At 61.4% G+C, this 14217-nt stretch carries 14 protein-coding genes; 6 read left to right on the forward strand and 8 right to left on the reverse strand.

The window, feature by feature from the left end; translation table 11 throughout:
* Positions 1-110: 110 nt before the first annotated feature.
* Positions 111-359 (reverse strand): DinI family protein, encoded by a 249-nt coding sequence (locus OKB87_RS19450; protein WP_011705785.1) that lies wholly within the window; start codon positions 357-359, stop codon positions 111-113.
* Between the two features lie 257 nt (positions 360-616).
* Here OKB87_RS19450 and OKB87_RS19455 point away from each other — a divergent pair, with 257 nt between their 5' ends.
* Complete coding sequence (locus OKB87_RS19455; protein WP_010634187.1) at positions 617-886, forward strand: type B 50S ribosomal protein L31; 270 nt, start codon at positions 617-619, stop codon at positions 884-886.
* On the forward strand, positions 883-1008 hold the full coding sequence (gene ykgO / locus OKB87_RS19460) for a type B 50S ribosomal protein L36 (protein WP_005300174.1): 126 nt from the start codon (positions 883-885) through the stop codon (positions 1006-1008). Before OKB87_RS19455 ends, ykgO begins: the two co-directional genes overlap by 4 nt.
* Positions 1009-1058: 50 nt before the next feature.
* Here the strand turns inward: ykgO and OKB87_RS19465 are convergent, their stop codons facing one another.
* The gene (locus tag OKB87_RS19465; RefSeq protein WP_270828306.1) at positions 1059-1925 is read right to left on the reverse strand and encodes a pirin family protein; all 867 of its coding nucleotides are present in this window, start codon (positions 1923-1925) and stop codon (positions 1059-1061) included.
* A gap of 123 nt (positions 1926-2048) precedes the next feature.
* On the opposite strand from OKB87_RS19465, the gene OKB87_RS19470 reads away from it, so the two are divergent.
* Positions 2049-2954, forward strand: coding sequence for a LysR family transcriptional regulator (locus OKB87_RS19470; RefSeq protein ID WP_270828307.1), 906 nt, complete (start codon positions 2049-2051; stop codon positions 2952-2954).
* Between the two features lie 94 nt (positions 2955-3048).
* On the opposite strand, the gene araC is transcribed toward OKB87_RS19470, so the two are convergent.
* The 4 genes from araC to OKB87_RS19490 all read right to left on the reverse strand — a co-directional run bounded on the left by araC (position 3049) and on the right by OKB87_RS19490 (position 7711).
* On the reverse strand, positions 3049-3960 hold the full coding sequence (gene araC / locus OKB87_RS19475; protein WP_353736266.1) for an arabinose operon transcriptional regulator AraC: 912 nt from the start codon (positions 3958-3960) through the stop codon (positions 3049-3051).
* A gap of 145 nt (positions 3961-4105) precedes the next feature.
* The gene (gene araH, locus OKB87_RS19480; protein ID WP_252450883.1) at positions 4106-5107 is read right to left on the reverse strand and encodes an L-arabinose ABC transporter permease AraH; all 1002 of its coding nucleotides are present in this window, start codon (positions 5105-5107) and stop codon (positions 4106-4108) included.
* A gap of 48 nt (positions 5108-5155) precedes the next feature.
* On the reverse strand, positions 5156-6655 hold the full coding sequence (araG, locus tag OKB87_RS19485) for an L-arabinose ABC transporter ATP-binding protein AraG (RefSeq protein WP_270799060.1): 1500 nt from the start codon (positions 6653-6655) through the stop codon (positions 5156-5158).
* A gap of 72 nt (positions 6656-6727) precedes the next feature.
* Positions 6728-7711: an arabinose ABC transporter substrate-binding protein gene (locus OKB87_RS19490; protein WP_029301096.1), complete on the reverse strand. Its 984-nt coding sequence runs from the start codon at positions 7709-7711 to the stop codon at positions 6728-6730.
* Between the two features lie 361 nt (positions 7712-8072).
* Here OKB87_RS19490 and OKB87_RS19495 point away from each other — a divergent pair, with 361 nt between their 5' ends.
* From OKB87_RS19495 to araA, 3 genes are read left to right on the forward strand one after another with little or no spacing between them, the layout of a single operon-like run.
* Entirely contained in the window at positions 8073-9764 is a 1692-nt protein-coding gene (locus OKB87_RS19495; protein WP_270828308.1) for a ribulokinase, read from the forward strand.
* Positions 9761-10459, forward strand: a complete 699-nt coding sequence (locus OKB87_RS19500) for an L-ribulose-5-phosphate 4-epimerase (RefSeq protein ID WP_076360556.1) — start codon at positions 9761-9763, stop codon at positions 10457-10459. Before OKB87_RS19495 ends, OKB87_RS19500 begins: the two co-directional genes overlap by 4 nt.
* Positions 10460-10474: 15 nt before the next feature.
* Positions 10475-11974 carry an L-arabinose isomerase gene (araA, locus tag OKB87_RS19505; protein ID WP_270828309.1) on the forward strand — a complete coding sequence of 500 codons (1500 nt, stop codon included), beginning with the start codon at positions 10475-10477 and terminating at the stop codon, positions 11972-11974.
* An 815-nt stretch (positions 11975-12789) separates the two neighbouring features.
* Here araA and OKB87_RS19510 read toward each other — a convergent pair.
* Together OKB87_RS19510 and OKB87_RS19515 are read right to left on the reverse strand one after the other, a co-directional pair.
* A complete protein-coding gene (locus OKB87_RS19510) occupies positions 12790-12930 on the reverse strand; it encodes a hypothetical protein (RefSeq protein WP_167825118.1) in 141 nt (46 codons plus the stop codon).
* A 751-nt stretch (positions 12931-13681) separates the two neighbouring features.
* Positions 13682-14176, reverse strand: a complete 495-nt coding sequence (locus tag OKB87_RS19515; RefSeq protein WP_135319948.1) for a DUF6392 family protein — start codon at positions 14174-14176, stop codon at positions 13682-13684.
* Positions 14177-14217 lie beyond the last annotated feature (41 nt).

Here is a 14217-nt window from a genome sequence, read left to right on the forward strand (position 1 = left end):
TGACGCACGATCAACACGGGAGCTAATCCCACCAGCAACAAAAAACGCAGCCTTGGGCTGCGTTTTTTGTTCGGCAAGAAAGCTGCTAGATGAGAGCCCGGCAACCAGGCTCAGGAGGCAACACTCTCCGGCATCCAGCTGTCGGCATTTTCCCACACCTCCTGCACCATGGCTTCTGCCAGCTCCTTGTCCTCCTTGCTGGCGCGGCTGACCGTCAGCGCCATGGCGCTGCCGGGGGCGACCCGCACATGCAGGTCGGGGAACTTCTCGCCCAGTTGCTTGAGCAGCTCCTGACGCAGCGCCTCCATGGTCGAGGTGGGCACCTGATGTTTTTTGTCGATGATGATTTCCAGACGCATAGGATACTTCTCCATAATTTATAACTGTATTTTTATACAGTAAAAATCAAAAGTAAAGCACGTCATCAACCTCTTGTTGCCAACCCTGCTGCGGCATCACCAAACCCGGCCGGTTACCCTGCTTGCCGGGGAGGTAGAACCTCGTTCGGTCTATCGCCCCATCACCACACACAAGACAAAAAATTATTGATATTCATTCTCAACAAAGGCATGATTTATTTGTTATGTTATAACAACTAAATTATAAGGCCAGCATCATGCGTCCCGACATTCACCCCGAGTACCGTCAGGTTCTGTTCCACGACCTGACCGCCAATACCTATTTTCTGGTGGGTTCCACCCTCAAAACCGATCGCACCAAGCTGTGGGAAGACGGCAATACCTATCCCTATGTGACGCTGGATGTCTCCAGTGCGTCACACCCCTTCTATACCGGCAAGCAGAAGCAGGTCAGCAAGGAAGGTCAGGTCGCCCGCTTCGGCCAGCGTTTCGGTCAGTTCTTCAACAAAGGAAAAGCGCAGTCATGAAAGTCCTCTCCTCCCTCAAATCGGCCAAGTCGCGCCACCCCGATTGCCAGATTGTCCGCCGCCGCGGCAAGCTGTTCGTGATCTGCAAGAGCAACCCCAGGTTCAAGGCCCGTCAGCGCTGATCCGCAGCCTCATAAAAACAAGGCCCTCATGGGAGGGCCTTGTCCATTTATCACTCCGGCATCACGCCGAATCTGCCGCTGTTGAAGTCATCGATGGCCTGCACTATCTCCTCATGGCTGTTCATCACGAAGGGGCCGTGACCCACGATGGGCTCCTCGATGGGCTCGCCGCTCAGCAGCAGCACAGTGGCGTCGCTGTTTGCCTCGATCATGACCTGCCGCCCTGCCCGGTCCAGCACCACCATCTGCGCCTCCCGGGCGATGGCACTGCCGTTGACCTGCACGGTTCCCTTGAGCACGATGAGCGCGCCGGTCCAGCCTTCGGGCAACTCGAGTGTGCTGACACTGCCCTGCACCAGACGCAGATCCCAGACATGCAGCGGACTGAAGGTATGGGCCGGGCCACGGACCCCCTCGAACTCGCCGGCGATGACCCGCACCGACCCCGCGTCGCTGGCCAGTGCCACCGTCGGAATGTCGCCCGCCAGGATGGGCTGGTAACCGGGCGGCGTCATCTTGTGCCGGCTCGGCAAATTCACCCACAACTGCACCATCTCGAGCTCACCGCCCGACTCGCTAAAGGCCGGGGCGTGAAATTCCTCGTGCAGGATACCGGCGCCGGCGGTCATCCACTGCACGTCGCCCGGGCCTATCACACCGCCCTGACCGGTCGAATCCCGGTGCGCCACTTCGCCCTTGTAGACGATGGTCACCGTCTCGAAACCGCGATGGGGATGTTCACCTACCCCGCGTGGCTGGCTGGTCGGCGTAAAGTTGGCCGGGCCGGCATAGTCGAGCAGCAGGAAGGGGCTCAGCTGCTTGCCGTGGCTGTTGTAGGAGAAGAGAGAGCGGACGGGAAAGCCGTCGCCTACCCAGTGAGGACGGGGGGCGCTGTAAACGCCGAGGATCTTTTTCATCTGTCGCTCCTGACATATCCAGTGGAATTGAACACTGGAGACAGCATAGTTTCGAGACGAACAGGTGGGTAGACTGCTAAATTGGGCATCAGCGTCCTATTTTTGGAACGATGAGAGCACCCTATGCAAGATCTGAACGATCTCTACTATTTCGTCCAGGTGGTGGATCACGGCGGCTTTGCCCCCGCCGGCCGCGCCATCGGCATGCCCAAATCCCGCCTCAGCCGCCGGATAGCGCAGCTCGAAGAGCGGCTCGGTGTGCGGCTGCTCCAACGCTCGACCCGCCAGTTTGCGGTGACCGAGCTGGGCCGCACCTACTACGAGCACTGCAAGGCGATGCTGGTGGAGGCCGAGGCGGCGCAGGCCGCCATCGAGATGACCCGGGCCGAGCCCTGCGGGCTGATCCGCATGAGCTGCCCCATCGCCCTGCTGCACACCCATATCGGCCCCATGCTGGCGGATTTCATGGCCCGTCACCCGCAGATCAGGGTCGAGCTGGAAGGGACCAATCGGCGGGTCGACCCCATCGCCGAAGGGGTTGATGTGGCCATCCGGGTCAGGCCGCCGCCGCTGCAGGACAGCGAGCTGGTGATCCGGATACTGGCGCAGCGTCGTCAGTGCCTGGTGGCCAGCCCGGCACTCGTCGCACAGCAGGGCTTGCCCACCGCGCCGGCGGATCTGCACGGCTGGCCCAGCATGGGGTTGGGGGCGCCGCGGCAGCACTACCTCTGGTCGCTGTTCGGACCGCAGGGGGCGCATGCCGACCTCACCCACCAGCCCCGCTTCGTCACCACCGACATGGTGGCGCTGCGCAGTGCGGCGCTGGCCGGGGTCGGGGTGGTGCAACTGCCGCTGCTGATGGTGCAGGAGCAGCTGACCGCCGCCACCCTGGTCAAGGTGGTGCCCGCCTGGGAGCCGAAGCCCGAGCTCATCCACGCCGTGTTCCCCTCCCGGCGCGGCCTGCTCCCTTCGGTGCGGGCCCTCATCGACTATCTGGTGGAGCGCTTCGCCGCCATCGACGAGGAGTGATGAAGAAAGCAGTGGCCCCCTGCCCCAAGCAGCCACCCTGTCATGGGGTGAACGCTGAAGGGACAAGATCGGCCGCAGCCTCAGGCAAGTGGGGTCACAGCGGGGTGGCGCATTTGCGGTATTCGGTGGGGCTCACCCCCACCCGCTTTCGAAACACCCGCGAGAAGTAGAGCTGATCGTCATAGCCCACCTGCTGGCCTATGGTGGCCACCGACAGCGGCGTGGTCTGCAGCAGCAGCTTGGCCCGCATGATCCGCTGATCCTCGCGCCAGCGCACTATGCTCACCCCCACCTGCTCGCGAAACAGGTGAGCGAGGCGCGAGGGGGACAAGAACACCTGCTCGGCCAGCGCCTCCACCGAGATCTCGGCGCAGAGCGACTCGCTCAGGATCTGGCACGCCTGGTGAACCCGGTGGTCGATGGCGGGATAGTCATCCAGGGAGGAGGCTTCGTAGCAGCGAATGAGCAGCCGCTCCAACAGGTTCATGGCCAGCTGCTCCGACATGGGCCGCAGTTGCTGGTGGGTCTCTTCAATGTCAAGGAAGAGGGCATCGAACTCGGCGAGCAAGGCAGCGTCCGCCAGTTGCAATCGCCCCACCCGCTCCGTCACCTGCGGCCACTTGAGCCAGTCGGCCCAGTAGGCCCGCGGCCGGAAATAGACCCAGCGGTGGTACCACTCCTGGGCATCCGGCGCCCGGCCGTAATGGTGCACGGCCGCGGGTGGGAACAACAGCAGATCGCCAGGCTCCACGGTGAAGGCCTGCTCCCCCTGAAAGATCTGCCCCTTGCCCCTGATGGTCAGATTGACGATGAAGCCCTTCATCCCCTGAGGGCGGTCGATGATGAAGTCGAGCGCACTCCCCTGCTCTATGGGGGTCATGCCCGAGACCAGGAAGACATCAAAGGCATAGCCCGGCAGCAGGGGGTTGAGTTGTTTCGGCTTCTCTTTTTGCATCGAGGACATGGCGGAAAACAGCGCTTGGGTAAAAAAATCGGCTTGGGCCATTGTAAAGACTCACCTTGGGAACGCGCTATCCGGCGCGTGGCGCCGTGTGAAATTGGTGAACTGGCTCACAACGAGATGCATCGTGCGCCAGGGGGGAACCCTCGGCAGGCCCGTAGCGCGCGGGCCTGCTCCGGTTGGACAGGGATCAGATGCGCGCCTTGCGCACCTGCTTGTAGCGGTCGAACAGCACGGCGGCGAGCAGGATGAGGCCGCGCACCACGTACTGGGCAAACGGGGAGATGTTGAGCAGGTTCATGGCGTTCTCCATCAGCCCCAAAATCAGCACCCCGGCGATGATGTAGGAGATCTTGCCAATCCCCCCCTTCATGGAGACGCCCCCCAGCACGCAGGCGGAGATCACCACCAGCTCGAAGCCGATGGAGGTCATCGGCTGGCCCGAGGTCATGCGCGAGGCGAGTATGATGCCGGCGATGGAGGCAATCAGCCCGGTCATGGTGAAGATGATGATCTTGGTGCGCACCACGTTGACCCCGGCCAGACGCGCCGCCTCCTCATTGCCCCCCATGGCCAGGGTGTTGCGACCGAAGGTAGTCTTGTTGAGCAGCAGTCCGAACAGCACGAAGCAGACGGCGGTCAGCCAGACCGGGGTCGGGATGCCGAGCAGGGCGGAGTTGCCGAGCTCGAAGAAACGCTCCTCGACGATGCCCACCGCCTTGCCGTCGGAGATGATGTAGCCCACCCCGCGCGCCATCTGCATGGTGGCGAGGGTGGTGATGAGGGCGTTGATCTTGAACTTGGCCACCACGATGCCGTTGATGAGGCCAAACAGCACCCCTACCGACATGCCGGCCAGGATGCCGACCGTGATGCTCTCGGTGGCGTTGATGCCCACCGCGCAGGCGACGCCGGAGCAGGCCACCACTGAGCCCACCGACATGTCGAACTCGCCGGAGGCGAGGCAGAACAGCATGCCGCAGGCCACCATGCCCGACATGGAGACGGCGAGCCCGAGCCCGCGCATGTTGATCAGGCTGGCGAAGTTGGGCACCAGCACACAGGCCAGCAGGAACAGGATGGCGAAGATCACCAGCATGCCGTATTGATCCCAGACGCGGGCCAGTTGCAGACGGGAGCCGCTGGCCGTCGCGGTGCTGGCGGCCTGGCCGACTGAGGTAGTAGTTGTCATGGTATTTCTCCTGAAAATTCCGGGTGCTATCTCGTTGCGGTCAGCAGATCAACGGGCCGGCATGGCCAGATTGAGCGCCTTGACCTCGTTCGCCTCGTCGTGGGAAAGCTCGCCGGCGATCTCCCCCTCCCGCATGACCATGATCCGATCCGCGATGCCCAGCACTTCCGGCAGCTCGCTGGATACCACCACCACGGCGATGCCCACCTTGGCCAGATCGTAAATCACGTTGTAAATCTCGTTCTTTGCCCCGACGTCGATGCCGCGGGTCGGCTCGTCGAGCAAGATGACCTTCATGTCCTCGGAGAGCCAGCGCCCCAGAATGGCCTTCTGCTGGTTGCCGCCGGAGAGGTTCATGATGGCCTGCTGGGGAGACGGGGTCTTGACCCGCATGTCGCGGATCCGCAGCCTCGCGTTCTCGTCCTCCCACTGCTGGTTGATCCAGAAGCCCCCCCACGCGTGGTGACGGCGGGCACTGATGTTGATGTTCTCCTGCACCGAGTGGATGGGGATGATGCCGAGCGCCTTCCTGTCTTCGGTGCAGAGCATGATGCCGCTGCGAATGGCGTCGATGGGGCTGCCGATGACCACCGGCTTGCCGAACACCGCTATCTCGCCGCTGTGCATCTTGTCGGCGCCGAAGATGAGCTTCATCAGCTCGCTGCGCCCGGCCCCCACCAGCCCGAAGATACCGAGGATCTCCCCGCGTTTGACCTCGAACGATAACGGCGCCTTGAGCCCAGGCCCCATCAGGTTATCTACCTTGAGGCCAGCCTCGCCAAGCGGTCTTGGGCTGTAGCCATAGATGTCGGTCAGCTCGCGTCCCACCATGGTCTTGACCAGCAGATCCCGGTCCACCTCGGCCATGGAGGCGAAGGTGCGCACGAACTGGCCGTCCTTGAATACCGTGATGGCGTCGCACAGGGCGAAGATCTCGTCCATCCGATGGGAGACGTAGAGAATGACCTTGCCCTCGTCACGCAGCTGGCGGATGACCCGAAACAGCTGCTCTATCTCGCGCGACGACAGGCTGCTGGTCGGCTCGTCGAAGGCGATGACGCTGGCATCCCGGGTCAGCGCCTTGGCGATCTCCACCATCTGCCACTGCCCGAGCGACAGGTACTTGAGCGGCGTCTCGGGGGAGACATCCATGCCGAGGCGCGCCAGCTGCCTGGCCGCATCCTGATAGAGCTGCTCCCGATCGATGACCCCGCGCCGGGTCGGCAGCTGGCCGAGGTAGATGTTCTCGGCCACCGTCATCTCGGGCACCAGGTGCAACTCCTGATAGATGATGGCGATCCCGCTCTCCAGCGCATCGACCGTGCTCTGAAAGACCCGCTCCTGACCGGCCAGCTTCACCACCCCGGTGGTGGGCGATTGAAAGCCGCTCAGGATCTTGAGCAGGGTGGACTTGCCCGCGCCGTTTTCCCCCATCAGCGCGTGCACCGTGCCCTGCTGGCAACAGAAGGAGACGTTCTTCAGCGCCTTGACGCCGGGAAACTCCTTGCTGATGCCGCAAAACTCCAGATAAGGAACTGACTGATTCATGTTTCACTCCAGCCGACCGGCATGGCGCACTCCGTCATGCCGGTCTCGGTGTCAGGGTTTAAATGGCGTCAATCACAGACCTTTCTTCTGCAGCTCGACCTTGAAGTTGTCGCGGGTGATGAGCACCACGTCGGTCACCTCGGTGAACTTGGCCGGCTCGGCGCCGTTGACCACCCAGTCATGGAGCATCTGGATGCTCTTGTAACCGTGCACGTCCGGGCTTGGCAGCAGGGAGCCGAGGAAGCCGGTGGCGCTGGACTTGGAGAGCTCGTTCACCGCATCCACCCCGTTGATGCCGATGCCGATGACGTTCTCGGCCTTGAAGCCCTGTCCTTCGGTGGCACGCACGCCGCCGAGCACCGTATTGTCATTCATGCCGACGATGAGCCAGTTCTTCACCTCGGGGTGCTGCACCAGCATGGAGTTGGCGGCATCCAGTGCCCCCGGAATGTCGTTGGCCTTGGTGGGTGAGCGGTAGATCTGAGCCTCGGGGAAACCGGCGGCCTTGAGCGCGCTCAGGGAGCCTTCGACCCGGCGGCGGGCGGTGTCGAGCTCGTCGGCGGTGATGGCAAGCACCCCGGTCGCCTTCACGTCCCACTGACGTTTTTGCATCTCCTTGTAGAGCTCCTGGCCCTGGCGTTCACCAATCTTGGTGGCGGCCATCATCACCAGCGGCACCTGCTCCATGGGCTGGCCCTTGGCGTTGACAAACTGGTCGTCCACCGTGATGACCTTGAGATCCATGCTGTTGGCCTTGGCCATGATGGCGGCCCCGAGCTTGGGGTCAGGGGTGCAGATGACGAAGCCCTTGGCGCCGTTGGCCGCCAGGCTGTCGATGGCATTGAGGGTCTTCTCGCCATCGGGGACGGCGATCTTGATCACCTCGAAGCCGAGATCCTTGCCCGCCTTGTCGGCGAAGTTCCATTCGGTCTGGAACCAGGGCTCCTCCGGCTGCTTGACCAGATAGCCCAGCTTCAGCGCCTCGGCCGAGAAAGCAGAATTTGCCATACCAAGGGCAAACCCCATTGCGATCATGCTGTTAACGATTTTGTTCATGCGAGTGTCTCCAGGTGTTCTATCAATCCATGTATCCACGCAGTGCTGCTCCTTGGGTCAATCAAGTCGCAGCCATATAAAAACATGCTTAAACAGGACGTTATTGTTGTTGCTAGTTGAGCGAACCAAGTTGTAATCGTTTTCACATGGAAAAATGGAGAGCAGGATCACGCCATGAAATTGCAGCCGTTTTGTCTATGTTTTCAGCAAAATAATCACATAGCGGATCTTCGATGGCCGTCACCCTCTTGCCGGCATAGCGTTTAAATCCATATTTCCAGCAGCCAATGGCTAACCGCCCGTCCGGTCCATCTCCTATGGTTCCTCACCAGTCACCCCTCATTGATGGTCAGGAGCACTTATGTCTGAGCACCCCAGGTCCGAGCAGATCACCATCGGACTCGATTTCGGCAGCGATTCGGTCAGAGCACTCGCCGTGCGCTGCCACGATGGCGCCGAGCTGGCAACCCAGGTCGTCTATTACCCGCGCTGGCAGGCCGGTCGTTACTGCCAGCCGGTCACCAACCAGTTTCGCCACCACCCCCTCGACTATCTGGAATCCATGGAGCAGGCGGTGGTGGCGGTGGTGAGCCAGCTCACCCCGCGTCAGCGCGCCGCCGTGCGCGGCATCGGGGTGGACAGCACAGGCTCCACGCCAGCCCCCATCGACGAGGAAGGCCGTGTGCTGGCCCTGCGCCCGGAGTTTGCCGACAACCCCAACGCCATGTTCGTGCTGTGGAAGGATCACACCGCCATCGAGGAGGCCGAGGCCATCACCGCCCTGTGCCATGGCGGCCAGTTCCCCGACTACAGCCGCTACATCGGCGGGGTCTACTCCTCCGAGTGGTTCTGGGCCAAGATCCTGCACGTCTCCCGCGCTGACGCGGCGGTGCGCGCCGCCGCCTGCAACTGGGTCGAGCTGTGCGACTGGGTTCCTGCCATCCTGAGCGGTACCCAGGCCCCGGCCGACATCCGACGCGGGCGCTGCTCCGCCGGCCACAAGTCCCTCTGGCACCCGAGCTGGGGCGGCCTGCCCCCCGCCGAGTTTCTCAACGCGCTGGATCCGCTGTTGACCGAGGATCTCGACTACCCGCTCTTTACCGACAGCTGGACCGCCGATCTGCCGGTCGGCACCCTGACCCCGGAGTGGGCGGAGCGGCTGCACCTCTCCTGCGAAGTGGTGATCGCCGGCGGCGCCTTTGACTGCCACATGGGCGCGGTGGGGGCCGGGGCCGGCAACAATACGCTGGTCAAGGTGATCGGCACCTCCACCTGCGACATTCTGATCGCCGACGAGGCCACCATCGGTGATCGCGCCATTGCCGGGATCTGCGGCCAGGTGGACGGCAGCGTGGTGCCGGGCATGGTGGGACTGGAGGCGGGACAATCGGCATTCGGCGACATCTATGCCTGGTATCAGCGCCAGCTCGGCTGGCCGCTGGAGAGCCTCGCCGCCCAGTATCCGGAGCTGCGCACCGCCATCGAGGCCCACAAGCGGGAGCTGCTGCCAAGCCTTGCCGCCGCCTGGGAGCAGCAGCGCGATCTGGCCCATCTGCCGGTGGTGCTCGACTGGTTCAACGGTCGCCGCACCCCCTACGCCAACCAGCGCCTGCAGGGCACCGTCACCGGGCTCAACCTCGGTACCGATGCGCCCGACTTGTTCGGTGCCCTGGTGGCCTCCACCGCCTTCGGGGCTCGCAGCATCATGGAGTGCATGACCAGTCAGCAGGTGCCGGTGGAGCAGGTGATAGCCCTTGGCGGCATCGCCCGCAAGTCGGCCACCGTGATGCAGACCTGCGCCGACGTGATGAACAGGCCCATCCAGGTGGTGGCCTCGGATCAGTGCTGCGCCCTGGGGGCGGCCATCTTTGCCGCCGTGGCGGCCGGGATCCACGCCGATGTGGCCGAGGCCCAGCGCCACATGGCGAGCGCCGTGGAGCGCACCCACCAGCCTGACCCTGAGCGGGTCGCCGAATACGAGCTTCTCTACCAGTGCTACCTCGCCTGGGGCGCCGCCGCCGAGCCGCTCTACAACCGGGGAGTACCGGCATGAACCTCAAGATGCTCAAAGAGCAGGTGCTCGTCGCCAACCTGGATCTGCCGCGCCACGAGCTGGTGACCTTCACCTGGGGTAACGTCAGCGGCATCGACCGAGAGCGCAATCTGGTGGTGATAAAGCCAAGCGGCGTCAGTTACGAGCGGATGCTGCTTGAGGACATGGTGGTGCTGGATCTGGCCGGCAAGCAGGTGGAGGGCGCCTTGCGCCCCTCCTCCGACACTGCTACCCACCTGGTGCTCTATCGCGCCTATCCGGAACTGGGCGGCGTGGTGCACACCCACTCCACCCACGCCACCGCCTGGGCCCAGGCGGGGCGTGCCATCCCCATTTTCGGCACCACCCAGGCCGACTACTTTCACGGCGAGATCCCCTGCTCGCGCCTGCTCACCCCGGGCGAGGTCGAGGAGGATTACGAGGGGCTGACCGGGCATCTCATCGTCGAGACCCTCAAGCAGACCCCCATCCTCACCATGCCGGGGGTGCTGGTGGCCAACCACGGCCCCTTCAGCTGGGGCGAGAGCGCCGAGGACGCGGTACACAACGCCGTGGTGCTGGAAGAGGTGGCCCGCATGGCCTGGCTCACCGGCCAGATCAACCCCGGGGCCCGCCCCCTGCCCGATTACCTGCTGGAGAAGCACTACCAGCGCAAACATGGCAAACACGCCTATTACGGCCAGACAAAAGCGTAAACAGAGGACACCAAGATGGAATTGATGAAACAGCTGGAAGTGTGGTTCCTGGTCGGCAGCCAGCACCTGTATGGCGCCGCCACCCTGAAGCAGGTGGCCGACCACGCCCACACCATCACCAGCCAGCTCAACGAGCGCGCCGGCCTGCCGGTCAAGATCGTGCTCAAGCCCACCGGCACCACCCTCGACGAGATAAGCCGTGTCGCCAGGGATGCCAACCACGACGAGCGCTGCGCCGGGCTCATGGTGTGGATGCACACCTTCTCCCCCGCCAAGATGTGGATCCCGGCCCTAAGCCAGTTGCAAAAGCCCCTGCTGCAATTTCACACCCAGTTCAACCGGGATCTGCCGTGGAGCGAGATCGACATGGACTTCATGAACCTGAACCAGACCGCCCACGGCGGGCGTGAGTTCGGCTTCATGGGAGCCCGGCTGCGGCTGCCGCGCACCGTGGTGGTGGGCCACTGGCAGGATGAAGAGGCCAGGCAGAAGATTGGCAACTGGATGCGGGTCGCCGCCGCCATCCACGACAGCCGCCACCTCAAAATCGCCCGCTTCGGCGACAACATGCGCAACGTGGCGGTCACCGAGGGCGACAAGATTGAGGCCCAGATCCAGTTCGGCTATCAGGTGAACTACCACCCGGTCGGCGACCTGGTGAAGGTGATCGACGCCGTGCCCGCAAGCGACATCGAGGCGCTGCTGGCCGAATACGAAGAAACCTACACCCTGACCGAGGCGGTGCAGGCGGGCGGGCCGCTGCGTGCCTCCCTGTATGAGGCGGCGCGCCAGGAATTGGGGATGAAGAAGTTCCTCACCGACGGCGGCTTTGGCGCCTTCACCACCACCTTCGAGGATCTCCACGGCCTGCACCAGCTGCCGGGGCTCGCCTGTCAGCGCCTGATGCAGCAAGGCTTCGGCTTTGGCGCAGAAGGTGACTGGAAGACCGCGGCCCTGCTGCGCACCCTCAAGGTGATGGGACATGGCCTTGCGGGGGGCGCCTCCTTCATGGAGGACTACACCTACCACCTGGAGGCGGGCAACAACCTGGTGCTGGGGGCCCACATGCTGGAGGTGTGCCCCTCCATCGCCGCCGATAAACCCGTGCTGGATGCCCAGCACTTAGGGATAGGCAAGAAGGCCGACCCGGCCCGCCTGCTGTTTGCGGCCCCTGCCGGCAAGGCAGTCAACGCCAGCCTGATCGATCTGGGCAACCGCTTCCGGTTGGTGGTCAATCAGCTGGAGGTGGTGGACCTGCCAGAGGCCATGCCGAAACTGCCGGTGGCGAGCGCCCTGTGGCAGCCCATGCCGGACCTGCAGACCAGCGCCGAGGCCTGGATCCTGGCCGGGGCCGCCCACCACTCGGTGTTCACCCAGTCGGTGGATATCGAGCAGCTGCGCACCTTCGCCGACCTCATGGGTATCGAGTTTGTGGTCATCGACGAGCACACCCGGATCCCCGAGCTCAAGCAGACCCTGCAGTGGAACGAGGTGTACTACAAGCTCTGTCACTGAGCCCGCCACCAGAAAAGCTGGACAGCCCCGCCAGCGGGGCTGTCTCTTTTTACTCTGCTCCCCTCCTTTTCATCTTCCATTGATGCAGGCCTGCCCAATAAAGCGGCAGCCGACCGGTCTACCCTTCGTTCTGCCTGCGCTATGGTTTACCATGCAGGCAACCGAGGTGCATGGCACCCCCACCCTGGCGCCAGGCGCCACCGTCATCGGATATCCCTCTCGAGCAACATGAGCAAAACAGCACACGCCGGCAGCGAGCCGACCTTCTACTTCCACGTTTTGCAATATGTCTTTTTTAATAACCTGATTTATAAGGGTTTATGTCTCTAACGCTGATGAGAGTGGTACACAATTGGGACGTGGTGCAATTTGAGGGGCATTGCTACAGATAGTAACAGTATTCGTCCGAGCAACTTAACCGACAGAACTCCATCCGTTTTTGTCGTAATAGAGCCAAGCCAGACCCGTCTAGGTGTTTCATTTTTGAAACACCACATGCAGAAGTTCGTGGGCATAAACTGCAGAAGTTCATTTTACTGTTATATTTAAATCACTTACTGAAGCATTCAAACAACCTCACTCGAGCTTGAAAGGCTCACCCATGTAGAAAGCACTCACCAGCAGACCATAAACAAGCCGCACTCTCTCATCCCGTCCCAGCAGTACGCCAAGCAATACCTCGCCGCTTGCCGGATCGTCCCCATGCCAGAAGCACTAGAGATCTGCTTCTACCACATCCAGCCAGCTGGCATGGCCCACGTACCACGGCACCGCTATTCGGGGATCTGGCCGTCACCCCCTCGGCTCCATGACGCTTACTGTTGTCCATCAGGTTTGGCCTGACGACTGCCACTCCCTCCACGCAATAACTTGTCGAGCAGTAAAGCCAACAAGCGAAATGCATCCTGATCTTCAAAGCCAGCATCTGCCTCCAGCAAGTCGGCAGAACCTTTCATTAATTGCTCAAGCCCCTGGTTGACGGGCAGTAACGTGCGATCCAGGCGATATTGGCCAATGCCGTCAATACCGCCAGCGGTGAAGTCTCACCTTCTTGGCACAAGGCACCTTTGGTTAGTAAAGAGGTCAGCTCCGTAACCCGCTCGGCTGACAGCGCTCCCCCTAGGGTCACCTGAGCCTGGCATCAATGTCATGACACTCCAGTGATGATTGATAATGAAGCAAGGTTGGCTCACCGAGATTCATGGAAACAGCAAGAGAGCTCGGCGATAAAGCGCATCACGCCACCTAGGAGAAAACCGCGCTTGTCACTTTCCCATCGCTGCAAAAACAAGTGGGTCAATTAGGTAGTTTTAACACCCGGGACAACCAGCCAGGCTTCGGACTTGTCTCGCTGGTAGTGCGTCGCTATAACTCATCTTGGCTCAAGCACTCATAGAGCTCGCTTCCGGTTACTTTTTTCAACCCACTGATCCAGAATGGGGCAAACCGACTCTGTGCGTTGCTATAGAGTCGCTCGGCAGCACCGTCACACATCGCGACTGTAGTGATCTAACCATCCCTGAAACTACTACGGCCGTTGCCACCCCTTCCTCTTTACTCATCCCTCCCCCCAGAAATGACAAAGCCCACACGAGGCGGGCCAGAAATAGAAAAGGCCAGGGTCCCGGGGGACTCTGGCCATCTTTAAGAGATGCTAACGCTCCACAGAAAAACATTCAACAGATGTTGGGGAGAACTCAGCTGCAGTTACAGTAAGAACGAAGGATCAAGTTCCTTCCATTGGACCATTTCGGTCGACTTGAATCCTACAATCGTAACTCTTTGATCAAGGTTATAACTGAGTAGCATAGATACTCGTTTTGAACCCGTTTCAAAAATATAGTGGTCTGTCCCCCCCTTCTTTCTATTTACAATCATGTATGGAGGGTGCGAGTTAGTAGGTTCACCAAAGGTAGACCTTACATCTGCCTTCATCATGTTTTCCCATAATGGAGCCGGGAGCGCATTCGGAAACCTGTATTGTTTTCCCTCTTCTTTGAGCAACTCCAAATCCACTTCTATTAACTTTCTAGATGAGCGGTCAAACGAAAGGAAAATGCCCTCCTTCGCCATACTCAACGTTATCTCAGGATCCCCGGAGTAACCCTTTGGCTTGGTTTTGTAAGGGATCAATTCAGCCTCCATCATGGCCTCATAGGTCATTCCTAGGCTATTGATTAGAGCCTGCACATTAACCGTCATTTGCCCCCCCTCTGCCTGTCAACAGAAGTAGGATCGATGCA

The sequence above is a fragment of the Aeromonas sp. Y318-1 genome, assembly GCF_027706125.1.
GTDB lineage: Bacteria > Pseudomonadota > Gammaproteobacteria > Enterobacterales > Aeromonadaceae > Aeromonas > Aeromonas hydrophila.